The sequence below is a fragment of the Geobacillus sp. LYN3 genome, assembly GCF_003064505.1.
Taxonomy (GTDB): domain Bacteria; phylum Bacillota; class Bacilli; order Bacillales; family Anoxybacillaceae; genus Parageobacillus_B; species Parageobacillus_B toebii.
In genome coordinates this window covers 1,503,312-1,529,429 of record NZ_QCWL01000001.1, presented here as the reverse complement: position 1 = coordinate 1,529,429, position 26,118 = coordinate 1,503,312, and the positions used below count along the sequence as shown (strand labels likewise).

Below are 26,118 nucleotides of genomic sequence, written 5' to 3'. Positions count from 1 at the left end.
CTTTTTCAAAATGCCGCTGTTATTTCTCTCATATTTCTTTCGTCCCTTGATTCACTGTACGAATCGATAAAATGGCCGTTTTCGGATTAAATTCGATCGTTCGTCCGCTGTTGCCGCCAACATCTTCGGCAACGATCGGAATATGAAACCGGTTCAACTGCTGCCTAACTGCTTCGACATTCCTTGCTCCAATTCGCATCATATCCGTACTTTTGGAAGGAAAAGAAAACATTTGCGCTCCACCGGCCATTTTTGCTTTTAGCATCCCTTTTCTTCCTCCCGCCTGAACAACGAGTTCTATTAACGCTTCGATCGCTGTATCTGCATATTTGGCTACGTTCATTGTTTCCGATCTCGAAAGCGAAGAATCAGGAAGCATCACATGCGCAAGTCCCGCCACTTCCTTCCATTGGTCAAAAATGACGACGCCGACACATGATCCTAATCCAGATGTTCGAATTAAATTTGGCGCATGAACCACCTTCATATCGGCAATGCCAACTTTTACTACATGAATGGTTTCGCTCACGGAAGATCCACACCTAATGCGCGAAAAATGGAAGCGAACGAATCTGGATCAGGAAGCAAGAAGAAATGCCCATTGACACTATCTTCTGGACGGCGTTCATCATACAAAGCGGTATCAATAAGAATCGCATAATCACCAACGCGAGACAATTCCAATAACCCATATTGCAAAATAGCGCCAATCATATCAACGGTTAGCATCGGAACAGATGGATAAAATGTCAAATTAGTAAAGTCAGCCAGTGCCGAAAGATAGGAACCGGCAAGTATATTTCCTAGCTCTTGCAGCGCTGATTGTCCTAGTTCTGATGGATGTGAATCAAACGTAAACGTCTCATCCCCCGTCATTTGACGTATAAACCGCTCTGCCTGTGCCAATGAAAGTACAAAAAACATATTTCCCGGAGCATCTCCTTCAATCCTCAAATACACACATGCTACTACTTGTTCCGCACCGCCAATAAGCTCCATTACTTCATCAAATGTAGCAATTTGAACATATGGAACAGCCATTTCAATTTTTTTATTTAATAGTTTTGATAAGGCTGTTGCTGCATTCCCTGCTCCGATATTGCCGATTTCTTTTAAAATATCAATATGGGTGCCACTTAATTTGTTGATATGTTCCATCATTTTGTAACTCCTCTCGATAAAAGCAAAGCTTTCCCGACAATGGCATTATGTTTCCAACGCTTTCTCTAAATTGAGCAAAATAAGCAATCTTTTTCCTACCTTTGCTACCCCATGAATATAATCCACTTCCACAGCACCAATCGCTTCTGGAGGCGGTTCGATGCTTGACGCGGGTATATCAAGCACATCGTTAGCAGCATCGACAATCAACCCAACTTCTATATCTTGAAGCGCAACAATAATAATGCGCGTTTGTTCGGAATAAGGGGAAGAAGGAAAACCAAATCGTTCTCTCAAGTCAATAATCGGTGTTACTACACCACGTAAATTAATAACTCCTTTCACATAATGCGCCGTACGCGGAACTCGAGTAATATGTTGAATTTTTTCGATGGAACGAACGTATTGAACAGGGAGTGCATATTCTTCATTTTTTAGTTGAAAAACAATCACTTTCCATTCCGACTCTTGAACGTCAACCATCTTACATTCCTCCTTCCAATTAAAACCACTATTATTTAATTAACGCATTGCAGTCGATAATAAGCGCTACTTGCCCATCCCCTAATATGGTGGCACCGGAAATAGCAAATACAGAAGTTAAATAGTTTCCTAATGATTTTAAAACGACTTCCTGTTGCCCAATAAAGGAATCAACAACAAGGCCCGCCATTTTTTCCCCTTTGCGAACGATGACCACGGAAACAAATTCTTTCTCTTCCGATATAGTTGGTACTTCAAAAATTTCTTTTAAGAATACAAGCGGGACAACTTTTCCACGGAAATCAATGACTCGCTGATTATGCGCATGGAAAATATCTTCTTTCTTAATGATCGCTGTCTCAATAATGGATGATAATGGAATAGCATATTTTTCTTGTTGAATTTCAACAAGCAGCACTGAAATAATGGACAATGTTAACGGCAGTTGAATCGAAAAAATGGATCCTTTTCCTTCCTCGGAATCCACTGTCACCGCACCACCAAGCGATTCGATCGTGCTTTTGACAACATCAAGCCCAACTCCGCGTCCAGAAATATCAGAAATTTTGTCTGCCGTCGAAAAACCAGGAGCAAAAATAAGCTCATACACTTGCCTATCCGTTAAATTAGCGGCGTTTTGCTGGGAAATAATTCCCTTATCCATCGCTTTTTGCAACACTTTATCACGATTAATGCCGGCACCATCGTCCTCTATTTCAATAAACACATGATTACCGCTATGATACGCTTTTAATTTTACCGTTCCTTCTTCCGGTTTGCCGTTTGCCCGACGCACATCTGGTGTTTCAATGCCATGGTCAATTGCATTGCGGAGAAGGTGAACAAGCGGATCACCGATTTCATCAATAACCGTGCGATCAAGCTCTGTTTCCGCCCCGATGATTTCTAGCTTTACTTTTTTCCCTAATTCGCGCGCCAACTGACGAACCATGCGCGGGAAGCGGTTAAAGACCGTTTCTACCGGCACCATGCGCATATTTAAAATAATGTTTTGTAAATCGCTTGAAATGCGCGACATTCGTTCCACCGTTTCATGAAGTTCCGGATGATTTAATTCGCGGGAAATTTGCTCCAAACGCCCGCGGTCAATGACAAGCTCCTCAAATAAATTCATTAACATATCGAGTCGTTCGATATTAACGCGGATCGTTTTATTTGCTGATATCGATTGTTTTGTCGCTGCATTTGCCTCAACGCTTTTCGGACGCTGTTCTTTCTCGACGGTTGCTGCTTGTTGTTGCATTGTTTCTTCCTGAACAACTTCGACATCGTTTGTTTTCTTCCGCTCATCTATATCGAATAGTGCTACGTCCACTTCTTCCACTTCGGAAACTTTCATTATCCGCTCATATAATTCTTCTGCTGATTTTTTCGTTACAACGGTGACAATGAATTCCCGATCAAACTTCTCCTCCTCAAGCATCTCTACAGGAGGGTTTGATTTAATCACTTCGCCTGCTTCGTTTAATGCTTCAAATATCATAAACACGCGTGCAGATTTTAATAAACAGTCAGCTCGTAATTTAACGCGTATTTCATACGCAAAAAAGCCTTGCTCTTTTGATTGTTGCAGCACATTGTACTCAAATTCTCCGTAAGTTTGGGTAAGTGATATATTAGAAGAACTAGTCTGTTCCGTTCCTAATTTAGTCGGTGACTCTCCTTGTTCAATACGTTTTAATTGATCGACTACTTCTTTTACATCACGCTTGCCATCGCCGCCTTCCGCAATGGACATAATCATCGCTTCTAAATGATCCACTGCCTGAAAAACAACATCTAATATTTCTGGGGTAACGGTAATTTTATGGTTGCGAATGCCGTCAAGCACATTTTCCATTTGATGGGTCAAATTTGCTAAATCTTCAAACCCCATCGTTGCAGACATTCCTTTCAACGTATGTGCTGAACGGAAAATCTCGTTTACAATCGACATGTCTTCAGGTGCTTTTTCCAATTCTAGCAACTGTTCATTGATTGCTTGTAAATGCTCTTTACTTTCTTCAATGAACACTTCCAAATATTGGCTCATGTCCATCGCCTTTTCCCCCTTGCCCTTCTACATATTTGACAATCATTTCTGCAATTTGTTCTAAAGGCACGATCGAATCTACTACATTTGCTTGAATCGCTGCTCTCGGCATCCCGAACACGACCGCTGTTTCCTGTGCTTCAGCGATTACTTTGGTGTTTCCATTTTCTTTTAATTTTTTTAATCCTGCTGTTCCGTCTGAACCCATTCCTGTCATAATGACTGCAATTTTTTCATAGCCCGTTAATGCGCTTATCGATTCAAACAGCACATCAACAGATGGACGATGGCCATTTCGTGGCGGCGACTGTTCCACGCATGCCGTAAGCGACCCATTTGATTCACGTACTAATAAATGAAACCCGCCAGGCGCAATATAAGCAGTGCCATTTTGCAACGTTTCCCCATCTTCTGCCTCTTTTACGGTAATTTGTGAAAGTGAATCAAGCCTTTGTGCCAATGATTTTGTAAATCCTTTTGGCATATGTTGAACGATCATAATTGGTGCAGCAATATTTTCTGGCAATCTCGTTAACACTTGCTGTAAAGCGCGGGGGCCTCCCGTTGATGTCCCAATACAAACGATTTTTTTGCGCTGATGTGCCCGCTTGTCATACATCGGATTCATTATTATTTCACTGGCATTGTCTTTGGATATTACCCGTACATTGGCACGACTTGCTAGCAGCACTTTGTTTATTAGTTCTTCTTTCACTTTATATAAATCAAGCGAAATCTCCCCGGACGGTTTTGCAACAAAGTCGATCGCCCCATATTGCATGGCGATAATCGTATTTTTTGCACCTTCTGTCGTCGTGCTGGATAACATTACAACAGGAAGCGGATGTTCTTTCATTATTTGTTTAAGCGCATCAATCCCATTCATAATCGGCATTTCGACATCTAATGTAACGACATCCGGATTTAGCAGAGAAACCTTTTTTAGTGCTTCTTTGCCGTTTCTAGCCGCTCCTACTACTTCGATTTGCGGGTTTTCGGAAAGAAGATCGGTAATAAACTTTCGCATAAAAGCCGAGTCATCTACAACGAGCACTTTCACTTTGTTCATGTATTCTCTACCTTTCTAAAAGGAAATGCCGCAATCTAGCAAAGAAGTTAAACGATCGCTGGACTCTTTCTTCATCCATTGCCCGCGCTGACAAATAACGATCCGTTAGCATATACATTGCACGGCTAATTTTCGAAGCCGGGTCGAACAGTAAAAACGGTGTTTGCCGCACTACTGCCTTATAGACAGAGCGGTCTTCCGGCAAAACGCCCAACGGAATAATATCCTTATTAAGAAATTGTTTTGCCACACTTTTTAATCGACGCAACGTATCTCGTCCTTCTTGATCGGTCTGGGCTCGATTCACAATGACATAAAACGGAATATTCTTTTCTTGCATATGAACATACTTCATCATCGCATACGCATCTGTCATCGCTGTCGGCTCCGGTGTCGTGACGATAAAAATTTCATGGACCGCCTTTAAAAGACGAAGACGATCTTCGGAAATCCCCGCTCCCATATCGAAAATAAGATAGTCGTATTGTTCCGACACCAATTGCAGCTGCGTTAAAAAGAAATCTACTTTTTCTTCGTCCATTGTAAATATGTTTGCTAGTCCTGTTCCTCCAGCAATAAACGAAATATTTTCCGGACCATTTTTAATCAGCTCATATAACGAAAACCGCTCATAAAACAAGTCAATTACCGTCGCATGAGACGATTGACCGAGCAAAATATCGATGTTTCCCATTCCAATGTCCATGTCAAGCAACAATACCCGAAAGCCTCGTTTGGATAACATAATCGAAAAGTTGAGTGAGACGTTGGATTTACCGACCCCACCTTTCCCGCTAGTGATTGCAATCGCTTTTGTCGCACTTTGTTCATTTCGTCTATTTAATCGCAACCGTAAGCTTTCTGCTTGATCTCTCATGTTCGTTCGACTCCAAACAACATATTCATCATTTGTTCAACCGATGCTTCCATCATATCGTCAGGAACGTTTTGGCCATTTGTTAAATAAGCAGCTCCTACTTTATATTCCATCATTAAATTAAACATCGCACCGTAATGAGTTGTTTCATCTAACTTTGTAAAGATGAAGCGATCAATCGGAATGAGAGAAAACTGTTCATAAATCGTTTTCATATCCTCGTATTTTGCCGTTAGCGCAAATACGAGAAACGTTTCCATTTCTTCATTAAAATCGATCATATTTCGCAAATCTTTTACATATTGTAAATGACGGAAATTTCGTCCCGCTGTATCAATAAATACTACATCGCGATCGGACAGTTTTTTCTTTGCTTCGTGAAAATCTTGCAAATTATAGCAAACTTCAAGAGGTACATTTAAAATGTTGGCATACGTTTTCAGTTGATCGATGGCTGCAATCCGATACGTGTCTGTCGTAATAAATGCAATGTTTTTTCCATGCTCCAAAACGCAGCGCGCCGCAATTTTGGCTAATGTCGTCGTTTTTCCTACCCCTGTTGGCCCAACAACATTAATATATTTTTTCTGAAAGGAAATTCCGCCGAACGGAAGCGGCGACAATTTTTCCTTCACGATTTCTTTGGCCCAGGCAAACACCTGCTTTTCTGCCGCTTTTCCGCCACTTTTATACCATTTCTCAAGCAAATCAGCCATGATTTCTTGCGCAAGCGGAGCAGAAATTTCTTGTCGTACTAGCCGGTAATGCACTTCTCTAAGCGGTTTCGGATAATGGGAAAAGCCGGTGGTGACGTTTGTCGAGAGCTGTTTTAACATCGTTTTTAACTCTTTTAGTTCATGAAGCAACTCCGCATCTTTGTTCTGTTTTTTCTCGGCAAGAAACGGAGCCGTTTCTTTTTTTCTTTCTAATCTTTGGCGAACAGGCTGCGAGTCGACAGCGGCAATCACCTCGATATTTTTTTTTGTAAATAACCCCAAAAATCCGCCTTTACGAACCACTTTTGAATTTAAAATCACCGCATCGCTCCCAAGTTCCGCACGAATCATTTTCATTGCTTCCGGCATCGACGGTGCAACAAATTTCTTTACTTTCATGCTATATCCACCATCCCAACGCTTTGAACTTCCACATTTGCTTCAAGCTCGTTGTAAGATAAAATCGGCAAGTTTGGAAAATATCGTTCCGTCAATTGCCGCACATACATACGAACAGCAGGGGAACAAAGCAAAATCGGCGTCTGATTCGCAAACGGATGCTGTTCAAGCTGTGCGGCAATCGCTTCAATAATCGACTGCGACCTTTCCGGATCCAGCGATAGATAGCTTCCATGTTCAGTCTGTTGTACCGCATCGGCAATCGTTTTTTCCACTTTTCCTGATAATGTAATTACTTTTAACGGCTCTCCCGGAATGACATATTGATTCGTAATTTGCCTTGCTAACGCTTGCCTCACATATTCGGTTAATATGTCTGTATCCGTTGTCATGCGGGCAAAATCTGCCAGTGTTTCAAAAATGAGCGGCAAATTGCGAATCGATACTTTTTCTTTTAATAGTTTCGCTAGTACTTTTTGCACTTCACCGATCGAAAGTGGATTCGGCGTCACTTCTTCCACTAATACCGGATACGATTCTTTCAAATGATCGATAAGCTGCTTCGTTTCCTGACGCCCTAACAATTCATAAGCATGGGCTTTTAACACTTCTGTAATATGTGTAGAAACGACAGACGGCGGATCAACGACCGTATAGCCCAACATTTCCGCCCGATCTTTCATATCTTCGGAAATCCATTTGGCAGGAAGTCCAAATGCCGGCTCCACAGTGTCAATTCCCTCAATGGAATCATCTTCGATTCCTGGGCTCATCGCTAAATAATGATCTAAGAGCAGTTCACCGCGCGCCACTTCATTCCCTTTAATTTTTAAACGATACTCATTTGGCTGAAGTTGAATATTATCACGTATACGAACAACTGGAATGACTAACCCTAGCTCTAGGGCTAGCTGCCGGCGAATCATGACAATCCGATCAAGCAAATCCCCGCCTTGATTCGCATCGGCAAGCGGAATAAGGGCATAACCAAACTCAAACTCAATCGGATCCACATTCAGTAGGCTAATAACACTTTCCGGACTTTTTAATTCGTCCATTTCCGTTTCTTTCGTTTCTTCTTGCGAAGGCGCTGCTTCTTGACGGGCCGTCTGTGTGGAAAAACGATATCCGCCAAGCGCAAGCAGACCGGCAATCGGAATCGTAAGCACATCATTAATCGGTGTGAACAGGCCTAACAAGAAAATCGTTCCCGCCGTCACATATAACATTTTTGGAAATGCAAACAACTGCTTCATAATGTCGCCGCCGAGATTGCTATCGGATGCGGCTCTTGTCACGACAATTCCCGTAGCTGTTGAAATTAATAATGCCGGAATTTGACTAACAATTCCATCCCCAACGGTTAATAACGTGTAGCGCTGTGCCGCCTCAGAAACATCAAGCCCCTGCTGAACAACGCCAATCACCATGCCAAAAAGCATATTAACGACGACAATAATCATCCCGGCAATAGCATCGCCTTTTACAAATTTGCTCGCTCCATCCATCGCCCCATAAAAGTCCGCTTCCTGAGCAATTTTTTCACGGCGCTGCCGCGCTTCTTGTTCCGAAATCATTCCTGCATTTAAATCAGCGTCAATGCTCATTTGTTTCCCGGGCATCGCATCGAGCGTAAAGCGTGCCGCTACTTCTGATACACGTTCAGCGCCTTTTGTAATGACGACAAACTGGATAATAATTAAAATCAAAAACACAACGAAGCCGACGACCACATTGCCGCCAACAACAAACGTACCAAACGTTTCCACAACCCCGCCTGCTTCTCCTTTACTTAAAATCGAACGTGTCGTAGAAACGTTTAACCCTAACCGAAATAGTGTAAGAAGTAATAAAAGGGACGGAAAAATCGAAAATTGCAGCGGCTCTTTCATATTCATCGCCGTAAGGAGAACTAATAGCGCAAGCGAAATATTAATAATAATTAATACACTTAACAGCCATGACGGCAGCGGGATAATGAGCATTGCTACAATTAAAACAACCATCAATAATACCGATAAATCTCTTGCTTGCATACACGTTCTCTCCTTACTGCTAAACTTTTCGTTTCAAGCGGTACACGTACGCTAAAATTTCGGCTACCGCTTTAAAAAACTCTTCCGGAATCATATCGCCAACTTCCGTTTGCCGATAAAGCGCCTGGGCAAGCGGACGATTTTCTACCGTCACGACATCATGCTCTTTTGCTAGTTGCTTGATTTTTAGCGCAACATAATCGACACCTTTTGCCACAACCATCGGTGCATCCATTTTTCCGTCCTCGTACTTTAGTGCTACCGCATAATGCGTTGGGTTCGTTATGACAACGTCGGCTTTCGGAACCTCTTGCATCATCCGCCTCATCGCCATTTCCCGCTGCTTTTGCTTGATCTTTGATTTAATTAATGGATCGCCCTCTGTTTTTTTGTATTCGTCTTTAATATCTTGTTTTGACATTCGAATATTTTTTTCAAAGTCAAAGCGTTGATATAAATAATCAAAAATGGCGAGAAACAACAGCGCTGAAGAAGCATAAAGCCCCATTTTTGCCGTTAAACTAGCTAACGAGCTTAATGTCGTGCTTATTGATTTCGTTGTTAACGACAAAATATGATCAATCTGAAACCATAACAATGCAAACGTAACAAGTCCGACAACACTGATTTTTAAAAGCGATTTTAAGAGTTCTACAATCGCTCGCAGCGATATCATTCGCTTAAACCCTTGAACGGGATCAAGCCTATTCCATTTCATTTTCAACGGTTCTGTCGTAAACAAAAAACCGACTTGCAAAAAATTGGCTAAACAAGCGGCGATGACTGCCGCGAAAAAAATGGGTGCAACGAGCATCGCCATATTTTTCAGCCAAGTGATAGAAAGACGGTGAACCGAGTCAATGGTTAAATCAACTCGTGCATATTGTTCGAAAGATTGATACATGAAGTGCAAAAGCTTTTCTTTATAAAAAGTTCCTAAGAAGTACAAAACAAGAAAAACAACAAGCATCACAATCGCTGTATTGATGTCGGCACTTTTGGCAACTTGTCCTTTTTCTCGCACTTCTTGCCGCTTTCTAGGCGTCGCTTTCTCCGTTTTTTCGCCGGCGAAAAATTGTAAATCAAGGCGCAACTCATTCATTTATGTGCCTCCTAAAAGCTTCATCAGCTCACGCATCGCCAAAAACATCATGTCGAACAAATGGCGGACAGCGATAAACAGCGTTGCCATCGTTACAATCAATAATATAAACGCCGCAGCAATCTTTACTGGAAAACCGACAACGAAAATATTAAGCTGCGGTACGGTGCGGGCAACAATTCCAAGCGCAACATCGACTAAAAATAAGGAGCCAACAAGTGGAACCGACATTTGAAAAGCAATAATAAACATCGTGCTAAACGATTTGACAATGTATTTAGCGACATGGCCGTGGTCAAAATGCGGCCAATGATCAAGCGGGATAAAACGATAACTGTAAAATACTCCATCTAGCAGCAAATGATGTCCATCGACTGAGAGCAACAACAATAAAGCAAACGTATAAAGATATTGCCCCACTAGCGGGCTTTGCGCACCCGTTTGCGGATCGATGACATTGGCAATGGCAAACCCCATTTGAAAATCAATCAGCCCGCCAACGATTTGAATCGCCGACACAATCATATAGGCAAATAGACCTATAAAAAGACCGACAAGCACTTCTTTAACTACTAGCAGCACATACATTCCGTCTAAGGGGATTGCCGGTTTAGAAATGGCCAAAAACATCATCCAACTTAGAAAAAAGGATAGCCCGATTTTATGTACCGCTGGAATCGTTCGATACGAAAACAGCGGCAATGTCGCAAAAAAGGAAGCGACCCGCGCAAAAACGAGCAAAAATGCTGGAAAATGTAATAATAATTGCTCCATCACTCATCAGCCTATAAATTTTGTTAAGTTATTAAAAATCTCATATGCATAGGACACCATTCTCGATAACATCCAAGGCCCGAAAAAAATAAGTCCGATTAATACCGCAACAATTTTGGGCACAAATGCAAGCGTCTGCTCTTGAATTTGCGTTGTTGCTTGAAAAATGCTGACAATCAGTCCAACGGCAAGAGCCAATAAGAGAAGCGGACCGCACACGATTAAAATCATATACACTCCCCGCTCCGCCATATGAATGACAAAATCGGCACTCATTTTTGCCACCTACTTTACTGAAAGCTTTCTAACAAAGATTTCACGACTAAATACCATCCATCAACAAGGACAAACAATAAAATTTTAAACGGCAATGAAATCATCACAGGCGGCAGCATCATCATTCCCATCGACATCAAGACACTTGCAACGATCATATCGATGACAAGAAACGGAATAAAAATCATAAATCCCATTTGAAACGCCGTTTTTATTTCGCTGATCGCAAATGCCGGAACAAGCGTCGTAAGCGGGATATCTTGTACGGATTTCGGTTTTTCTGCACCGCTATAGGACAAAAATAAAGCCAAATCTTTTTGCCGTGTATGTTTGCTCATAAACTCTTTTATCGGTACAGAAGCACGTTCATACGCTTGCTCTAAACTAATTTTTTCTGAAAACAATGGTTGCAACGCTTGGTCGTTTATCTCTTTAAAAGTCGGGGCCATAATGAAAAACGTTAAAAATAGCGCTAAACCGACCAGCACTTGGTTTGGCGGCATTTGCTGCGTTCCAAGCGATGTGCGAACGAACGATAAAACGATAACGATGCGTGTAAAGCATGTCATCATAATTAAAATGCCAGGAGCGATGGACAATACAGTTAATAATAATAATAGTTTTACAGACATAGAGACATTTTCAGGAGCGACTTGGTTAAACATTTGCACAAATTCATTCATCGGATGTCGTTCCTTTCCGTTTGACCTGCTTCAATAATTCTTTCCGCTTGACTGACAGCTCCTGCATTTCTTTTAAAAACATATCGCGGAACGAATCATGACGATCACTTGTCTGTTTTCGTTTCTCTGTTAAGTAATCGTGCAGACGAGCACCCCATTTGCTTGGTTCTAACATTTGCTGCAATCGTTCATGATGCAGCGCCAAAATTTCTTCTATCTCTTTTTCATCATCGATTTCTCGCAATAGTTGAATCGATTCGCCAACTCCAATCACAAGAATGCGATTTCCTACTTTTATTAATTGGACCGAACGATTTGTTCCAACGCTTGTCCCACCAAGATGCTCAATAACTCCTTTTTTTCCAGTAAACAACTGGCCGCGATGATGGAGAAATTTTAGCAATCCATAAATTAATAAAAGTACAAACACTGTTGCCCCAATAAGTTTAATGACATCCCAAACGGATAAAGGCGAACCTTGCTCTTTTTGAGTTGATGTAACTTTTTTATGCGAATCCGTTTGTTGTTCGCACAAGTCAGGATGCTGCAAACATTCATTCACCGTTGGCGATTGCTCCGCAAAAACAGGAAAGCCTGTTTGCGCAGCAATCGTGATGACGATACATAAAAATAATGGAATGATTCGTAACCGAAACAAACTTGTTCCACCTCTTATATTTATCCAAGCGTTTTATTAATCGCCTCAATGACACGGTCAGCTTGGAATGGTTTTACAACGAAATCCTTTGCTCCCGCTTGAATAGCATCAATCACCATTGCTTGCTGCCCCATCGCTGAACACATAATAACTTTTGCATTGCTGTCAATTTTCTTAATTTCTTTTAATGCAGTAATACCATCCATCTCCGGCATGGTAATGTCCATCGTTACGATATCTGGACGGGTTTCCTTATATTTTTCAATCGCTTGCAAGCCATCGGCTGCTTCTGCCACTACTTCGTGTCCGTTTTTTGTTAAAATATCTTTAATCATCATTCTCATAAACGCTGCATCATCAACAACCAATATTCTTGCCATTGTCTATCAACCTCCTAAATGATTATTTTAGTCTTTTTAGGCGATCACTTTGACTGATAATATCGGTGACGCGTACACCGAAATTTTCATCAATCACAACTACTTCTCCTTTAGCAATTAACTTATTGTTCACCAATATATCAACAGGCTCTCCCGCTAATTTATCCAATTCGATAATAGAGCCTGATGACAAACTTAAAATTTCCTGAACAGAACGTTTCGTACGACCAAGTTCGACGGTTACTTGAAGCGGAACATCAAGAAGAAGCGATAAATTTTTCACTTCTGCATCCGCTGACGGGGATGGTTCAAATTCAGCAAAATCAACCGATTGAATTTGTCGTTCTCCCGCTCTAGCATACGTCCCAAAATGATTTGTATCGCGATGAGAAGGAGCTGTTTCATGTGTAACATAATTTTCCGTTTTAGGAAGTTCGTAAGACGGCGATGTATCAATTGTTTCAGCCGTTACTGATTGCTTAGAAAGCGCCGCTTCTTGCATAATGGTTTCTTTCCCTGCTTCTTTCACACCGCTAGAAGAGTCTGTTTCACTAGTTGAATGAAGGAGCTGTTGCACAAGTTCTTTCGCAAAATCAACTGGCAATAATTGCATAATATTTGAATCAATTAAATTGCCAATTTTCAACCGAAAAGAAACTTTAATAAATACGTCTTCATCCGGCAAATATTCAATTCCTTCCCCTTCTTTGACATCTAGCAAGTGAACGGTTGGGGGAGAAATATCTACACGTTTTCCGAAAATAGTGGACATCGATGTCGCTGCCGATCCCATCATTTGGTTCATTGCTTCTTGCACAGCGCTTAATTGAATCTCTCCTAATAAATCAGCCGCACTTTTTCCATCTCCACCTAGCATTAAATCCGCAATGATAGCTGCATCTTCTTGTTTAATAACAAGCAGATTCGTTCCTAAAAGTCCATCTGTATAATTTACTTGAATCGCTACATACGGTAATGGAAACTCGTCAGCTACATTTTTTCGTTCAATGACCGAAACGCTTGGGGTCGTAATTTCCACTTTTTGATTTAACAATATCGAAAGCGCTGTTGCCGAGCTTCCAAACGAAATGTTGCCAATTTCCCCTAGCGCATCTTGCTCAAGTGGCGACAATACATCATCTAGCTGCGGAATTTTATCACTTTCGCCTGGTCCGCGCAGCAGCGCATCAATTTCATCTTGGGATAACATATCATCATTCATCATTGTAATTTTCTTCCCCCTTAAACGTATCTAAAATTTGTATCGCCAACTTTTTATTTCGCTTTCCGGGCTGGCCAATAAATTTTGGAATATCCCCTACTTTAATAAGAAGCGGTTGATGAATGGACTGATCGAGCTCAATAACATCACCGACTTCCAGCTGTAAAAATTCTTGAATGGTAATCGTTGCACTTCCAAGCTCAGCAATAATAGGAAGTTTTGCAAAGCGAATTCGCCTATCGATCGCTTTTGTTTCTTCCGGTAAACTTTCTTTTTTCTGCGTTTGCATCCAATAATGGACGGAAAGCTTAGGAATAATCGGCTCTAGCACAACATGTGGTATACAAATATTAATCATTCCGCTCGCCTCGCCAATTTGTGTGTTTAACGAAATAACGACAACCGTGTCATTCGGTGATATCATTTGCAAAAACTGCGGATTTACTTCAAAATCGGTGAAAATAGGATCAATCTCTGCCACCGATTCCCATGCATCACGCAAATTGGAAAAAGCTTTATCAAATAAATTGGACATAATTTTTGTTTCAATTTCTGTTAAATTATCTACTTTATTCATACTTGTTCCTCTTCCGCCCATTACACGATCAAGCATCGCATAGGCGATATTTGGATTCACTTCTATTAATATATGGCCATTGAGCGGTGGTACTTCAAAGATGTTTAAAATCGTCATTTTCGGAATGGAACGAATAAACTCTTCATACGGAATTTGGTCGGCAGATGCCACCGATATTTGCACATATGTACGCAATTGCGCCGAGAAAAAGGTAGTTAATAATCTTGCAAAATTTTCATGAATGCGCGTTAGACTGCGAATTTGATCTTTCGAAAAACGAAGCGCCCGCTTAAAATCATATACTTTAACGCGCTTTCCCTCTTCTTCTTTTTTTAATTCTTCCGCGCTCATTTCTCCCGCGGACAGCGCCGCTAACAGCGCGTCTATTTCGCTTTGTGATAATACTTCACCGGTCGTCATGTGCTCGTTTTCCCCCTTTTTAAGTACAAGCTATTGGAGGATAAAGGAGGTAATATATACTTGCTCCACTCTTCCTTCTTGCATAATTTGGTTAATTTGTTGTTTTAAACGTTCTTCTAAATCAGTCATGCCTTTTTTTCCTTTAAAATTTTCCGCTTTCATTTCAGAAAGCTCTTCGATAATAATATTTTTAATTTGAAAATCGCGTTTTGCCGCTTCTTCTTTTCCTTCTTCACTGTTTGCTTGAATTTTAAAGGAAACTTTCACATAACGTCCATCTGCTAAATTTGTTGTTATTTCTGGGATATCGATCGAGCACGCCACGATTTCATCGGCACTTGGCGCGCTGTGATCTTTTTCTTCGGTTAGTTTCATCACAGCAATTAAAGCTACGGTGCCAATGAGAGCAATAATAACAAGTATAATTACCATCGTTTTTATTACATTACTTTTCACGTTTCCGATCCTCCTAAACCTTCCGGTAAGCGCACCACTGCAACTTGTCGATAAAAATCGTTCGCCAATCGAATAACCTCTTGTACGGATTCACGTACGACAAACTTTTTTCCGTTTGTTAACGTAATCGTTGTATCGGGAAATGCTTCCACTTGTTCAATATAAATCGCATTTAACACAAACTTTTTTCCATTTAGCCGTGTTAATGTAATCATGTATGCACAGGGTACTAGACGGCAGCTAGTACCCTCCCCCCTTTACTATTTCTTCAAGTTGACAAGCTCTTGCAAAATTTCATCCGATGTTGTAATAATGCGCGTATTCGCTTGGAAGCCGCGCTGCGCGACAATCATTTCCGTAAACTCTTCCGCAAGATCGACGTTGGACATTTCCAGCGTACCAGCGACAATAGTGCCAGTTCCATTAGCACCAGGAGCGCCTGTAGTTGCTGTACCAGAGTTAGCTGTTTGTCTGAAAAGATTGTCTCCTGCCTTTTCTAATCCGTCATTATTGTTAAATTTGGCTAATTGTATTTGTCCAGCAGGTTTTAGACTTCCGTTTTCGATATAATTAACCGTACCGTCTGAACCGATACTAAAACTTTCCGCACTAGATGGAATGTTAATGAGCTTATTTCCTATTCCTAGCAAATACAATCCATCTGCATTGACAATATTTCCGTCTTTATCTAAATAAAAGTTGCCAGCTCTTGTGTATACATGATTTCCCCCATTCTTATCTCCAAGCACGAAAAATCCGTCTCCCGAAATCGCTAAATCTAACGGACGTCCTGTCGTTTGCAAGCTTCCTTGCGTATGGACGGTATCAATCGCTGCCAGTTGGGATCCTAGACCAACTTGTTTTGGGTTTACGCCGCCGCGGTTTGCTGTCGGACCGCTTGCCCCTGCAATTTGCTGGCTTACTAAATCTTTAAAAATCGTTCTTCCTTTTTTAAATCCATATGTATTGACGTTGGCGATGTTATTCCCAATGACATCCAGCTTTGTTTGGAAATTTCTCATTGCGCCAATTCCCGAATACATAGAACGAAGCATTGTGTTTCCTCTCCCTTTCTTTATTTAGATTCCACTTTCACCACAAGACTCGCTTTGATCGTTGTGCCATTATCAAGTTCTAGAAAAATTTGCTGATCTTTTTGTGACACCGATTGAACGATCCCGCTTTTTGTGTTTTCATCCTCTTGCCAATAAACGTTTTTGCCAATCCATTCGCTGTAACGAAGCAGGGCATGATCATGTTGTGTTTTTATAAATTGTTCGATCATGCTTGAAATATTGATCATTTGTTCCAAAGAGGAAAAGCTCGCCATTTGCGCAATAAACTCTTTATCTTCCATTGGATTTAACGGATCTTGGTTTTGCAATTGAACAAGCAAAATTTTTAAAAAATCATCTTTTCCTAATATTTGATTTCCCGTTTTCCGCTCGGGCGGCTTATAGTTGTCTAACAGCAAACTTGAATCAATTCCATTTGTCACGCTTTTCCCTCCTATACTTTCCTATCGATCATTTCTGACATCAACGTATGGAAAGGAGGCTGCTTTTTCGCTTTCTCTTCTTTTCGCTGCTGCCGTTCTTTTTGTTCATGCCCGCGTTCTTCTTGGTAAAATGCAGGCGCATGGCGATCTTGCGTCAATACGTTCCATTTTTCCACCATTATATTTTCCGTCGACAAAACTTGCTGAAGTTGCGATAAATTTGCATCTAAAAGTTCTTTCGCCGAATCCGTCGACGCGATCAGCTTTGCTGTTAATGTCCCATGTTCCCGTACAATCTTTATGGTCAATGTTCCTAAATGCTCAGGATAAAGGCGAATGACGAGTTGCGCATTTCCATTTTTTAAACGAGCAAATCGACCTGATTGAAGAATGGTTGTTAATTGTTGGAGAAATGCCTCATTTACTTTTTGTTCTGATAAGGCTTGATCCACAACAATAACCGGTGCGTTCTCTCGTGACATCATGATATTTCCATTCGGCAACAACCTATTAAACGGTTGTTTCAGATATTCTTTCTGTCTCTCTACGTTTTCAGCAGCCGCTTTGTCTCCTAATGTGGAATCAAAGCTTTTACTAAAAGCAGATGAAAGTGAAAACCGATTTTGCAACATCGATCTTTCTGTTTTTTTACTTTTCTCTTCTTGCCTATCCAATCTTGTCAGCACTTCTCGCAAAAACGCTTGTATATCGATCTGTTTTTCACTTTCTTTCATGATACTGTTTTGCTGCAAAGGCTGTATATCGTTATCAAAAAAGGAATACAAACGGGACGCTACTTCGTCATTTATAACATTGCTTATTTGTTCTACTGACATATCTTTATCCGCAACATTGCTTATTTGCTGGATTAACTGTATGATCGCTTCTTTATCTACTACATTATTTAACTGTTCGATTGAACGGTTGGGAAAAATAGAATGAAAATTAGTTTGATTGGTATCTATCATGTTGTTCAACAGGAAAAGAAGAAAAGAAAACGATTCTTCTATCCTAAATTCACCGGTTACGTCTTCCTGTTCTTTCGATGGCGTGGAAAAACGCTCATTAGAAACAAGAACGTTTCCTTCTTCATTTTTTGCATTTGTTTCGATCATCGCCAGCAGCTGCTGAAACGGACTGCATTCCTCTTTTTCCCCTGCTAGCTTAAGAGTTGATTTTTTTGGCGGTCCTACTATTGGTTGACCGAACTGTGGATAGCTAGTTCCAATTTTCACCTTGCCGCCTCCTCAACGGGTGGATTTTCTTCAGCGCGTTTTGCCAGCATCGACGTATATTTTGCCGCATCATCTGGCGGCATTTTCTCTAAAATGGCCGCCGCTTTATCACTGTCTAGTGAGGATAAGATCGTCAGTACATCGCTTTCCGGCATTTTTGTTAAAATCATTGCAGCGTTTTTCTCTGACATCGTTTCATACATGCTCGCAATGTCTTCCATCGTTGTGTTGTTCGTTGTGTTCATCGTTGCGGTTTTGTCTTCAGGTAGTTCCTCTTTGTTTGCTTCCATCAATGATAATTGTTCTTCTAAATGTTCCTTCTCTTTTTTCAGCCTGTCCACTTCTTGTTGTTTTGCCGATAATTCATTTTCTAGCTCGTTAATTTGTTTCTTTTGTTGCTCGATCACTTCGTTTTGCTTTTCAATCGTTGTTTCTAGCTTTCTTTGTATTTTGTGCACATCTACCAATTGCGAGATAATCGGAATATTTTTGCTGAATGTTTTTACCGTATCAAGAACGTTAACTCCCGCAATGGTCATAATGACAAGAGCTAATGCCGCCGCAAACAACGATGGAATGACAATGATAAATAAAAACCATTGGAGTTTGCTTTCTTTTTCTTCTCTCTCCATTTCTTGATTTTGTGCCATCTTCTAATCTCCCCGATGTACAAAACGTTGAATCGAAATTTCATCCATCCATTTATTTTCTGCGGTTCTTTCCGCATCGAAAGCAGCTTGTATATATTTTTCTTTCATTTTTTCATATTTTTTTACTTCTATATTAAGCTCTGTTAATTTCATTTGCTTCCGGTGCATTTGTTCTCTTGCTTGCATCACTAGAAGCTGATAATGGTGGATCGTTCGTTCAAGATTGGAAATAAACTGCTGGAAGTGGCGAATTTCTTGAATGGACAATCCTGATTGAAGTTTTTGTTTATGGATTTCTTCATATTGTTCTTTTTGCTTAAGAAAGTGGTATAATTTTTCCGCCACTTCCTCAAAGCGCCGTACGGCTTCATTGTATTCTCCTGCTGCTTGATGTTTCTCATTTTCTTTCATTGTTAAAACTTTTTGCAGCTTAAATGCGTATCCCATTTTTTTCACCCTGCATGGATTAGGTCAATTAGCATTTCAATGCTTTCGTCTTTTGTTATTTTTTCATGAATATCTTGTTTGCAAAAGGAAATGATTTTTGGATAATAACGAATCGCTTCATCAATTTCGTTTGACGATCCTCGTTTGTACGCCCCTATATTGATTAAGTCTTCCGAATTAATATAAGTGGATAGAAGCTGGCGCAGTTTATCTGCCGCTTGCCGATGTTCTGGTGTAATAATATGATTCATTACGCGGCTAACGCTTTTCAATACGTTAATGGCTGGATACTGTCCCCTATTGGCTAAGCTTCGTTCAAGGATGAAATGTCCGTCCAAAATGCCGCGTACCGTATCAGCAATCGGCTCGTTCATGTCATCTCCGTCAACAAGTACGGTATAAAATGCGGTAATAGTGCCGTAAGCGCTCGTCCCTGTACGCTCTAATAATTTCGGTAAGATAGCAAACACGGACGGAGTATACCCTTTTGTTGTCGGCGGCTCGCCGATGGCTAGTCCAATTTCTCGCTGCGCCATGGCAACGCGTGTGACAGAGTCCATCATAAACATCACATCCATCCCTTGGTCGCGGAAATATTCCGCAATCGCCGTGGCGGTATATGCTCCTTTTACACGCATGAGCGCAGGCTGATCAGAAGTGGCAACGACAACGATAGAACGGGCCAAACCTTCCGGACCGAGGTCCCGTTCAATAAATTCACGGACTTCACGTCCGCGCTCACCAATTAATGCGATAACATTTATATCCGCATTCGTGTGACGGGCAATCATCCCCATTAACGTGCTTTTTCCAACTCCCGAACCGGCAAAAATTCCGACGCGCTGCCCTTTGCCAACCGTTAACAAGCTGTCAATGATCCGAACCCCAACTTCGATCGGTTCGTTGATCGGCGGCCTTGCAAGCGGATTGGGCGGATTGCGCTCAATCGAAATAGGATGCAATCCCTTCGGCAATGGGCTGCCATCCAGTGGATAGCCGAGAGGGTCAAGCACTTGCCCGATTAATGGCGAGCCAACGTGAATTTGCAACGGTTTTCCAGTTGCTTCAACAATACATCCTGGTGAAATATGCTGAACAGTCGAAAACGGCATTAACAATACATGTTGCTCTTTAAATCCAACTACTTCTGCCGCAATCAATTGTTTTTGCCTGCCGCTTCTAGTGTGAATATAGCAAATGTCGCCGACTGAGCTTTCCGGTCCTTTCGCTTCAATCATTAAGCCAATGACCCGTGAAACTTTGCCAAACCGTTTATAAGTGTCCATCTCGTCGATTTCATCGAGCAGAGCTTGCCAATTCAGTGGATACCCCCTCCTTCATTCGTTCGAACAGCTTCTCTTTTATTTGCTCAAGCTGTGTATCAACGCTTGCATCGATGCGTCCGAACGGGGTTTCAATGATGCAGCTATATTCCGCAAGCTGCAAATCTGGATGAATGAACACATCCGCTTCATGATGAAATAACGCTTTTAATTCTTCTTTTTGTTGCACGACCGTTTCATAAGAAAGCGGATGGACGTAAATCGTTACTTCCGTTTGTTCCCGAACTTCTTTAATCGCCCGCTTTACTAGTGATAAAAAATAGTCGTGATTTTCCGCTAATTTTTCACCGATAATACGCTCTGCTACTTTCATTCCAATGCGGAGGATCGTTTCTGCGGATGCATTGATTTGTTCATAAAATTGAACATTTGCTTTTTCTGTAATTTGTCTCGCCTGTTCAATCAGCTCGCGATAACGATGCAGCGCTTCTTCTTTTCCTTGATGAAATCCGTCTTGATATCCTTCTTCACGCGCTAATTGGATAAGCTGCTCCTTTTCTATATGCCAGGCTTCTTGTTCTTTCAACAATTGCTGCCGAATAGATTCATAATATTGTTCTGCTTCCCGTCTGATTTGTTCTGCCTCATACTTGGCATGTTCCATCATCATTTCGTGATTTTCTTGCTGTTTTTCTGTTATATTTTGCTGTTCGAGAAAAAGTCGTTTAATTTCAATCGTTTTTTTAGCAGTACGATTTGTTTTTGTAAAAGGAGCTTTAATGACGTTAGACAATAATATCATCTCCTCCACCGCGTGCAATCACAATTTCCCCTGCTTCTTCTAGGCGGCGAATCACTGCGACAATCCGTGACTGCGCTTCTTCAACATCACGTAAACGGACAGGACCCATAAATTCCATTTCTTCCTTAAATGTCTCTGCCATGCGCGTGGACATGTTGCGAAACACAATCTCTTTTACTTCATCGCTTGCCACTTTGAGCGCTAGCATTAAATCATTGTTATCCACTTCACGAATCACGCGCTGGATTGCGCGATTATCAAGAGTGACGATATCTTCAAAGACAAACATTCGTTTCTTAATTTCTTCGGCAAGTTCAGGATCTTGAATTTCAAGGGCATCGAGAATCGTCCGTTCTGTGCTGCGGTCCACCTGATTTAACACTTCCACTACCGCTTCGATGCCGCCGGCTTGTGTATAATCTTGCACAACCGTTGTCGATAGTTTTCGTTCTAAAATTTGCTCCACTTCATTAATAATGTCAGGAGATGTGCTATCCATTAACGCGATGCGTCGCGCAATATCCGCCTGCATTTCTTGCGGCAGTGCCGATAAAATTTGTCCTGCTTGCGCCGGTTCAAGATAAGAAAGAATAAGGGCAATCGTTTGTGGATGTTCGTTTTGAATAAAATTTAATAGTTGCGTTGGATCCGCTTTACGGGCGAAATCAAACGGCCGCACCATCAAGGCGGACGTTAACCGGTTAATAATATTCATCGCTTTTTCCGGACCGAGCGCCTTTTCCAGCACTTCTTTTGCATAAGCGATCCCGCCTTGTGCAATATAATCTTGTGCCAGTGCAATTTGATGAAATTCTTCCAGCACTTCTTCCTTTGCGTCTGCTGTCACTTGCCGCATATTCGAAATTTCTAACGTTAGTTTTTCAATTTCTTCTTCTGACAAATGTTTATAAACGGAGGCGGACACATCTGGACCAAGGGAAATGAGAAGGATCGCTGCTTTTTGTCTCCCTGTTAACCCTCCTTTTTTGTCGCGCTTTGCCATTTTCCGTTCCTCCTACTCTTCCGATAGCCATGTTCGCAACAGCTTTGCAAATTCGTCTGGCTTTTCTTTCGCTAATTTTTCTAGTTGCTTACGGCGCATCGTCGATTCCGTTTCGTTCTCTTCATGGATATCTGGAATTTCTTGAACCATAGGCTCCAGAATATCTTCCTCTTCTTCCTCTTCTTCCTCTTTACGTCTGCGCCACAATAAGATGAGCAATGCAATAAGAAGAACAAGGCCAATTCCACCGACGATGTATACCCACATTGGAATCGTCTGTTTTGGTTCCGTAAATGTTGGTTTTCCGTTAAATTTCTGAACAGAAACAACGATGCGATTTTGAATATCCTGATCGGTTAATGTTTGGCCATCTTGCTTATTAATCGATGTTCTGACAATCGTTCCTAATATTTTTTGAATATCGTCGATCGTTTGCTGTGGCAAAGAGTTTGGATTTTTCGGATTTGGCGGCTCAACCATTACTTGAATGCCTAAATCACGAATTTTATATGGACTTTCGACGATATGTTTTTTGATCTTATTCACTTCGTTATTAATCGTTTCCTCGGTTCGCTCATAATCTCCATTTGTCTCGCTTGCTCCAGCCTGATAGCTTGGCACTTCGTTTTCTCCCGTACCGGCCACGCCGCCCGGCTGCGCGCCTTTCCCAGAGTATGTCTCTTTAATACGTTGCACGCTGACGGCAATGCCTTCGTTATTTTTTTCATCAACCGGAGCAACAAGGTTTTCTTCCCGTTTTTCCTGCGTAAAGTCCACATCAGCCGTTACGGATACAACGACTTTATCCTGCCCCATCATTGTTCCTAACATTTGCTGTACTTGCCGTTGAATATCCCGTTCAATTTGTTTTTTAATTTCTTGCTGTGTGGCAAACGTTGTGCCTGTCGAAAAATTTTCGTTATTTTTCAAATCAAAATACTCAAAAAACTGATTCATAATGACGATATTATCTGTAGGAAGGTTAGGAACACTTTTAGAAACAAGATGGTACAACGCCCTAATTTGCTGATCGCTAAATTGATATCCCGGTTTTGTTTTTAACACGATCGAAGCCGATGCCTCGCCTTGGTCATCGGAAGCAAACACGCTCGGCTGTGGAAGATTAATCATTACTTTTGCGTCTTCTACACCATCGATGCTTTTAATTAAATTTGCCAGCTCATTTTGCATTGCTTCGAGTTTGACAACATTAAACTCGTTATCCGTCATTCCGAAGCTTGCATTTTTTCCAAAATAAGAATAATCAATGGTGCCGCTGTTTGGAATTCCTTCTGCCGCTAAATCAACTTTTAACGAGTTTACTAACTCTTTTGGCACTTTAATCGTGGTGCCGTTATCCGCTACTTCCGATTTGACTCCCCGCTGGTCGAGCGTTGCTTTAATTTGCCCCGCTTCCTGTGGCGTTAAGTTGCTATATAACGGCGCAAACTCTGTTCTTGTCGCAAAATATATAGCTACGCCGGTTATAAGCAAGAAAAGAGCGAGGCTGGCAATGGCGATCCATTTTTGTTTTTTTGTTCTCTCTTTCCAAAATAAGGTGAATCGGCTCAGCCATTCTTTTAATTTGTTGCTCATACTATTCCCCCGATTATTTCACAATCCATATGCTATATTTGCATTCTCATCATTTCTTGATATGCCTCAATCACTTTGTTGCGCACTTCTAATGTAAGTTGTAAGGAAATGCTCGCTTTTTGCGAAGCGATCATCACCTTGTGTAAATCAACGTTTTCCCCTTTTACAAGCTTCTCTGTTAATTGGGAAGCTTGCAATTGCTCGTCATTCACTTTATTCAGCGCATCTTTCAAAAAAGTGGAAAACGCCTTTTGCGCATCAGCTGGTTTTGTCGCTTGTGAAGCAACGTTTGTCGCCTCTGAAAACAAAGAGCGATGAATTCCTTGTATCATCATCTATATCCCCTTTATTTTTTTACTTTCCGATTTCTAATGCTTTCATTAACATTCCTTTCGTCGCATTAAAAACCGTTACATTTGCTTCATATGACCGTGTTGCACTCATTAAATCGACCATTTCTTTTAACGGATCAACGTTAGGAAGGCGAACATATCCGTTAGGGTCTGCGTCAGGATGAGAAGGATCGTAAACGAGTTTAAAAGGAGTTTGATCCTCCATAATTTTTGTTACTCTCACTCCGTTACCAACAGATGAGCGGCTATTCATCGCAGCTTGCAAATATGTAGAAAATCCTTCTTGACGCGGTTCCATCACAACGAATTTGCGTCGATACGGTTCCCATTGTCCATTAACCAATCGAGCGTGAGTCGTGTCGACATTAGCCATATTGGAGGAAATTACATCCATGCGTAACCGTTGAGCCGTAAGCGCAGACGCTGTTATATCTAAACTTTGAAAAATAGACATAATTATTTTCCTCCCTTAATGACCGTTTTTAACGTTGTGAACTTTCCGTTCAATTGCTCGACTAAAGCGTTGTAATAAATTTGATTTTCTGCCAAATATGACATTTCTTGATCAATATCAACATTATTTCCATTATGATTGTATACTACATTGGTCCTTGACGTCACGAGAAATTTGTTTGTCATTGGACGGGTAAACGGAAGATGTTTCGGATTTGTTCGCTTTGCTTCTAGCGGTTGAAGCGCTCGGTCTAGTTCTGCCCGAAACCGCACTTCTTTTGCCTTATAATTGGGCGTGTCTACATTGGCGATATTGTTTGCAATCACTTTTTCCCTTAATGACGCATAATCCAGCCCTTGCTCTAGCATCATAAATGTACGCGAAAACAGTGACAAAGGTATCCCCTCTTTTATCCTATTTTTTCGACAATATATGCTAATATTCATTTTACGAGAATGAAAAAATATTGTATAGCCGGAAGATTGTACTATTTTTTTCATCCTAAATAGAAAAAAAGACGAAATTTGTCTATGTCTGTCGTTTTTATATTATTGTAAATGTACTAAAATCGCTGGCCAAACAAATGTTTTGACATATAAAAAACCGGCCTAAAAGCAAGTCTGCTTTTAGGCCAGTTTTCTTATTTTATTAACTGGATTTTAATTTCTCTAGTTCTGTTAAAAACTTATCATTTAACACTTTAATATATGTTCCTTTCATACCGAGGGATCGTGATTCAATCACACCGGCGCTTTCTAGTTTACGAAGGGCATTCACGATAACGGAACGAGTAATGCCGACACGGTCAGCAATTTTGCTTGCGACAAGCAACCCTTCTGTACCGTCTAGCTCTTCAAAAATATGTTCGATCGCTTCTAGTTCGCTATAAGAAAGCGAGCTAATTGCCATTTGTACGACCGCTTTGCTGCGTGCTTCTTCTTCAATTTCCTCCGCTTTCTCACGCAAAATTTCCATGCCGACAACCGTTGCGCCATACTCTGCTAGAATAAGATCATCATCATTAAATTCACGATCCAATCGCGATAAAATAAGCGTTCCGAGCCGCTCGCCACCACCGTTGATCGGAACAATCGTCGTCAAACCAGTTTTAAATAAGTCGCGATTTTCCACTGGAAATGCTGTATATTCGCTATTAATATCAATGTTAGGGGACGTTTCTGTGATGTTAAATAATTTTTTCGTATATTCTTCTGGAAATTGACGTTCTTCCAACATTCTTTTCATTCGCTCATTTTCAATCGATTGTTTAATCGCAAAACCGAGCAATTTACCGCGACGGCTCACAACGAATACGTTTGCTTCAATTACTTCGCAAAGCGTTTCTGCCATTTCTTTAAAGTTTACCGGTTTTCCCGCTGCTTTTTGCAGCATTGCGTTAATCTTTCTTGTTTTTTGTAATAAATTCATATGTTCATTCTCCTCCTCATTTAATTT

31 protein-coding genes are annotated in these 26,118 nt (G+C 41.1%); all 31 read right to left on the bottom strand.

Going from position 1 to position 26,118, the window contains the following annotated elements:
- Nucleotides 1–28: 28 nt before the first annotated feature.
- Complete coding sequence (locus tag DCC82_RS08025) at nt 29–487, bottom strand: chemotaxis protein CheD (protein ID WP_171698686.1); 459 nt, start codon at nt 485–487, stop codon at nt 29–31.
- Between the two features lie 38 nt (nt 488–525).
- Complete coding sequence (locus DCC82_RS08020; RefSeq protein ID WP_081188613.1) at nt 526–1,158, bottom strand: chemotaxis protein CheC; 633 nt, start codon at nt 1,156–1,158, stop codon at nt 526–528.
- Between the two features lie 48 nt (nt 1,159–1,206).
- Nucleotides 1,207–1,644: a chemotaxis protein CheW gene (locus DCC82_RS08015; RefSeq protein WP_015863467.1), complete on the bottom strand. Its 438-nt coding sequence runs from the start codon at nt 1,642–1,644 to the stop codon at nt 1,207–1,209.
- A gap of 31 nt (nt 1,645–1,675) precedes the next feature.
- Nucleotides 1,676–3,703 (bottom strand): chemotaxis protein CheA, encoded by a 2,028-nt coding sequence (locus DCC82_RS08010; protein WP_108430307.1) that lies wholly within the window; start codon nt 3,701–3,703, stop codon nt 1,676–1,678.
- Nucleotides 3,669–4,766 carry a protein-glutamate methylesterase/protein-glutamine glutaminase gene (locus DCC82_RS08005; protein WP_015863465.1) on the bottom strand — a complete coding sequence of 366 codons (1,098 nt, stop codon included), beginning with the start codon at nt 4,764–4,766 and terminating at the stop codon, nt 3,669–3,671. The genes DCC82_RS08010 and DCC82_RS08005 overlap by 35 nt, the downstream gene beginning before the upstream one ends.
- Nucleotides 4,767–4,773: 7 nt before the next feature.
- Complete coding sequence (locus DCC82_RS08000) at nt 4,774–5,643, bottom strand: MinD/ParA family protein (RefSeq protein WP_015863464.1); 870 nt, start codon at nt 5,641–5,643, stop codon at nt 4,774–4,776.
- The gene (flhF, locus tag DCC82_RS07995) at nt 5,640–6,758 is read right to left on the bottom strand and encodes a flagellar biosynthesis GTPase FlhF (protein WP_015863463.1); all 1,119 of its coding nucleotides are present in this window, start codon (nt 6,756–6,758) and stop codon (nt 5,640–5,642) included. Before flhF ends, DCC82_RS08000 begins: the two co-directional genes overlap by 4 nt.
- Nucleotides 6,755–8,794 carry a flagellar biosynthesis protein FlhA gene (flhA, locus tag DCC82_RS07990; RefSeq protein ID WP_062753374.1) on the bottom strand — a complete coding sequence of 680 codons (2,040 nt, stop codon included), beginning with the start codon at nt 8,792–8,794 and terminating at the stop codon, nt 6,755–6,757. The genes flhF and flhA overlap by 4 nt, the downstream gene beginning before the upstream one ends.
- A 19-nt stretch (nt 8,795–8,813) precedes the next feature.
- The gene (gene flhB, locus DCC82_RS07985) at nt 8,814–9,896 is read right to left on the bottom strand and encodes a flagellar biosynthesis protein FlhB (RefSeq protein ID WP_108430306.1); all 1,083 of its coding nucleotides are present in this window, start codon (nt 9,894–9,896) and stop codon (nt 8,814–8,816) included.
- Nucleotides 9,897–10,670, bottom strand: coding sequence for a flagellar biosynthetic protein FliR (gene fliR / locus DCC82_RS07980; protein WP_108430305.1), 774 nt, complete (start codon nt 10,668–10,670; stop codon nt 9,897–9,899).
- A gap of 6 nt (nt 10,671–10,676) precedes the next feature.
- Entirely contained in the window at nt 10,677–10,946 is a 270-nt protein-coding gene (fliQ, locus tag DCC82_RS07975; protein WP_062678217.1) for a flagellar biosynthesis protein FliQ, read from the bottom strand.
- A gap of 14 nt (nt 10,947–10,960) precedes the next feature.
- Complete coding sequence (gene fliP, locus DCC82_RS07970) at nt 10,961–11,629, bottom strand: flagellar type III secretion system pore protein FliP (protein ID WP_015863458.1); 669 nt, start codon at nt 11,627–11,629, stop codon at nt 10,961–10,963.
- Nucleotides 11,622–12,287, bottom strand: coding sequence for a flagella biosynthesis regulatory protein FliZ (gene fliZ / locus DCC82_RS07965; RefSeq protein ID WP_062753380.1), 666 nt, complete (start codon nt 12,285–12,287; stop codon nt 11,622–11,624). Before fliZ ends, fliP begins: the two co-directional genes overlap by 8 nt.
- Nucleotides 12,288–12,307: 20 nt before the next feature.
- Nucleotides 12,308–12,667 carry a response regulator gene (locus DCC82_RS07960; protein WP_013401257.1) on the bottom strand — a complete coding sequence of 120 codons (360 nt, stop codon included), beginning with the start codon at nt 12,665–12,667 and terminating at the stop codon, nt 12,308–12,310.
- A gap of 22 nt (nt 12,668–12,689) precedes the next feature.
- Nucleotides 12,690–13,892, bottom strand: coding sequence for a flagellar motor switch phosphatase FliY (gene fliY / locus DCC82_RS07955; protein ID WP_081188577.1), 1,203 nt, complete (start codon nt 13,890–13,892; stop codon nt 12,690–12,692).
- Nucleotides 13,882–14,886, bottom strand: coding sequence for a flagellar motor switch protein FliM (gene fliM / locus DCC82_RS07950; protein ID WP_062753386.1), 1,005 nt, complete (start codon nt 14,884–14,886; stop codon nt 13,882–13,884). Before fliM ends, fliY begins: the two co-directional genes overlap by 11 nt.
- A gap of 30 nt (nt 14,887–14,916) precedes the next feature.
- Nucleotides 14,917–15,342, bottom strand: coding sequence for a flagellar basal body-associated protein FliL (gene fliL, locus DCC82_RS07945; RefSeq protein ID WP_097354733.1), 426 nt, complete (start codon nt 15,340–15,342; stop codon nt 14,917–14,919).
- Entirely contained in the window at nt 15,339–15,557 is a 219-nt protein-coding gene (locus tag DCC82_RS07940) for a flagellar FlbD family protein (protein WP_062753388.1), read from the bottom strand. The genes fliL and DCC82_RS07940 overlap by 4 nt, the downstream gene beginning before the upstream one ends.
- 45 nt (nt 15,558–15,602) lie before the next feature.
- Nucleotides 15,603–16,397 (bottom strand): flagellar basal body rod protein FlgG, encoded by a 795-nt coding sequence (gene flgG / locus DCC82_RS07935; protein WP_097354732.1) that lies wholly within the window; start codon nt 16,395–16,397, stop codon nt 15,603–15,605.
- Nucleotides 16,398–16,417: 20 nt separating this feature from the next.
- Nucleotides 16,418–16,840, bottom strand: a complete 423-nt coding sequence (flgD, locus tag DCC82_RS07930) for a flagellar hook assembly protein FlgD (RefSeq protein WP_015863451.1) — start codon at nt 16,838–16,840, stop codon at nt 16,418–16,420.
- A gap of 11 nt (nt 16,841–16,851) precedes the next feature.
- Entirely contained in the window at nt 16,852–18,075 is a 1,224-nt protein-coding gene (locus DCC82_RS07925) for a flagellar hook-length control protein FliK (RefSeq protein WP_108430304.1), read from the bottom strand.
- A complete protein-coding gene (locus DCC82_RS07920) occupies nt 18,072–18,725 on the bottom strand; it encodes a MotE family protein (RefSeq protein WP_015863449.1) in 654 nt (217 codons plus the stop codon). Before DCC82_RS07920 ends, DCC82_RS07925 begins: the two co-directional genes overlap by 4 nt.
- Nucleotides 18,726–18,728: 3 nt before the next feature.
- On the bottom strand, nt 18,729–19,172 hold the full coding sequence (gene fliJ, locus DCC82_RS07915; RefSeq protein ID WP_062753394.1) for a flagellar export protein FliJ: 444 nt from the start codon (nt 19,170–19,172) through the stop codon (nt 18,729–18,731).
- Between the two features lie 5 nt (nt 19,173–19,177).
- Entirely contained in the window at nt 19,178–20,458 is a 1,281-nt protein-coding gene (gene fliI / locus DCC82_RS07910; protein WP_233252949.1) for a flagellar protein export ATPase FliI, read from the bottom strand.
- Nucleotides 20,459–20,468: 10 nt separating this feature from the next.
- On the bottom strand, nt 20,469–21,257 hold the full coding sequence (gene fliH / locus DCC82_RS07905) for a flagellar assembly protein FliH (protein ID WP_015863446.1): 789 nt from the start codon (nt 21,255–21,257) through the stop codon (nt 20,469–20,471).
- Complete coding sequence (fliG, locus tag DCC82_RS07900; RefSeq protein ID WP_015863445.1) at nt 21,241–22,260, bottom strand: flagellar motor switch protein FliG; 1,020 nt, start codon at nt 22,258–22,260, stop codon at nt 21,241–21,243. Before fliG ends, fliH begins: the two co-directional genes overlap by 17 nt.
- 12 nt (nt 22,261–22,272) lie before the next feature.
- Nucleotides 22,273–23,856: a flagellar basal-body MS-ring/collar protein FliF gene (fliF, locus tag DCC82_RS07895; protein WP_062678226.1), complete on the bottom strand. Its 1,584-nt coding sequence runs from the start codon at nt 23,854–23,856 to the stop codon at nt 22,273–22,275.
- A 32-nt stretch (nt 23,857–23,888) separates the two neighbouring features.
- Complete coding sequence (fliE, locus tag DCC82_RS07890) at nt 23,889–24,188, bottom strand: flagellar hook-basal body complex protein FliE (protein ID WP_041269615.1); 300 nt, start codon at nt 24,186–24,188, stop codon at nt 23,889–23,891.
- A gap of 22 nt (nt 24,189–24,210) precedes the next feature.
- Complete coding sequence (flgC, locus tag DCC82_RS07885; RefSeq protein WP_015863442.1) at nt 24,211–24,663, bottom strand: flagellar basal body rod protein FlgC; 453 nt, start codon at nt 24,661–24,663, stop codon at nt 24,211–24,213.
- A 2-nt stretch (nt 24,664–24,665) separates the two neighbouring features.
- Entirely contained in the window at nt 24,666–25,058 is a 393-nt protein-coding gene (gene flgB / locus DCC82_RS07880) for a flagellar basal body rod protein FlgB (protein WP_015863441.1), read from the bottom strand.
- A 253-nt stretch (nt 25,059–25,311) separates the two neighbouring features.
- Complete coding sequence (gene codY, locus DCC82_RS07875; protein ID WP_062678228.1) at nt 25,312–26,091, bottom strand: GTP-sensing pleiotropic transcriptional regulator CodY; 780 nt, start codon at nt 26,089–26,091, stop codon at nt 25,312–25,314.
- Nucleotides 26,092–26,118 lie beyond the last annotated feature (27 nt).

What these genes read in the sequence shown, in the direction of transcription:
- DCC82_RS08025 (WP_171698686.1), bottom strand. Translation starts at nt 487, where the DNA reads ATGAAGGTGGTTCATGCGCCAAATTTAATTCGAACATCTGGATTAGGA.
- DCC82_RS08020 (WP_081188613.1), bottom strand. Translation starts at nt 1,158, where the DNA reads ATGGAACATATCAACAAATTAAGTGGCACCCATATTGATATTTTAAAA.
- DCC82_RS08015 (WP_015863467.1), bottom strand. Translation starts at nt 1,644, where the DNA reads ATGGTTGACGTTCAAGAGTCGGAATGGAAAGTGATTGTTTTTCAACTA.
- DCC82_RS08010 (WP_108430307.1), bottom strand. Translation starts at nt 3,703, where the DNA reads ATGGACATGAGCCAATATTTGGAAGTGTTCATTGAAGAAAGTAAAGAG.
- DCC82_RS08005 (WP_015863465.1), bottom strand. Translation starts at nt 4,766, where the DNA reads ATGAACAAAGTGAAAGTGCTCGTTGTAGATGACTCGGCTTTTATGCGA.
- DCC82_RS08000 (WP_015863464.1), bottom strand. Translation starts at nt 5,643, where the DNA reads ATGAGAGATCAAGCAGAAAGCTTACGGTTGCGATTAAATAGACGAAAT.
- flhF (WP_015863463.1), bottom strand. Translation starts at nt 6,758, where the DNA reads ATGAAAGTAAAGAAATTTGTTGCACCGTCGATGCCGGAAGCAATGAAA.
- flhA (WP_062753374.1), bottom strand. Translation starts at nt 8,794, where the DNA reads ATGCAAGCAAGAGATTTATCGGTATTATTGATGGTTGTTTTAATTGTA.
- flhB (WP_108430306.1), bottom strand. Translation starts at nt 9,896, where the DNA reads ATGAATGAGTTGCGCCTTGATTTACAATTTTTCGCCGGCGAAAAAACG.
- fliR (WP_108430305.1), bottom strand. Translation starts at nt 10,670, where the DNA reads ATGGAGCAATTATTATTACATTTTCCAGCATTTTTGCTCGTTTTTGCG.
- fliQ (WP_062678217.1), bottom strand. Translation starts at nt 10,946, where the DNA reads ATGAGTGCCGATTTTGTCATTCATATGGCGGAGCGGGGAGTGTATATG.
- fliP (WP_015863458.1), bottom strand. Translation starts at nt 11,629, where the DNA reads ATGAATGAATTTGTGCAAATGTTTAACCAAGTCGCTCCTGAAAATGTC.
- DCC82_RS07960 (WP_013401257.1), bottom strand. Translation starts at nt 12,667, where the DNA reads ATGGCAAGAATATTGGTTGTTGATGATGCAGCGTTTATGAGAATGATG.
- fliY (WP_081188577.1), bottom strand. Translation starts at nt 13,892, where the DNA reads ATGATGAATGATGATATGTTATCCCAAGATGAAATTGATGCGCTGCTG.
- fliM (WP_062753386.1), bottom strand. Translation starts at nt 14,886, where the DNA reads ATGACGACCGGTGAAGTATTATCACAAAGCGAAATAGACGCGCTGTTA.
- DCC82_RS07940 (WP_062753388.1), bottom strand. Translation starts at nt 15,557, where the DNA reads ATGATTACATTAACACGGCTAAATGGAAAAAAGTTTGTGTTAAATGCG.
- flgG (WP_097354732.1), bottom strand. Translation starts at nt 16,397, where the DNA reads ATGCTTCGTTCTATGTATTCGGGAATTGGCGCAATGAGAAATTTCCAA.
- DCC82_RS07920 (WP_015863449.1), bottom strand. Translation starts at nt 18,725, where the DNA reads ATGGCACAAAATCAAGAAATGGAGAGAGAAGAAAAAGAAAGCAAACTC.
- fliJ (WP_062753394.1), bottom strand. Translation starts at nt 19,172, where the DNA reads ATGGGATACGCATTTAAGCTGCAAAAAGTTTTAACAATGAAAGAAAAT.
- fliI (WP_233252949.1), bottom strand. Translation starts at nt 20,458, where the DNA reads ATGGACACTTATAAACGGTTTGGCAAAGTTTCACGGGTCATTGGCTTA.
- fliH (WP_015863446.1), bottom strand. Translation starts at nt 21,257, where the DNA reads ATGATATTATTGTCTAACGTCATTAAAGCTCCTTTTACAAAAACAAAT.
- fliG (WP_015863445.1), bottom strand. Translation starts at nt 22,260, where the DNA reads ATGGCAAAGCGCGACAAAAAAGGAGGGTTAACAGGGAGACAAAAAGCA.
- fliF (WP_062678226.1), bottom strand. Translation starts at nt 23,856, where the DNA reads ATGAGCAACAAATTAAAAGAATGGCTGAGCCGATTCACCTTATTTTGG.
- fliE (WP_041269615.1), bottom strand. Translation starts at nt 24,188, where the DNA reads ATGATACAAGGAATTCATCGCTCTTTGTTTTCAGAGGCGACAAACGTT.
- flgC (WP_015863442.1), bottom strand. Translation starts at nt 24,663, where the DNA reads ATGTCTATTTTTCAAAGTTTAGATATAACAGCGTCTGCGCTTACGGCT.
- codY (WP_062678228.1), bottom strand. Translation starts at nt 26,091, where the DNA reads ATGAATTTATTACAAAAAACAAGAAAGATTAACGCAATGCTGCAAAAA.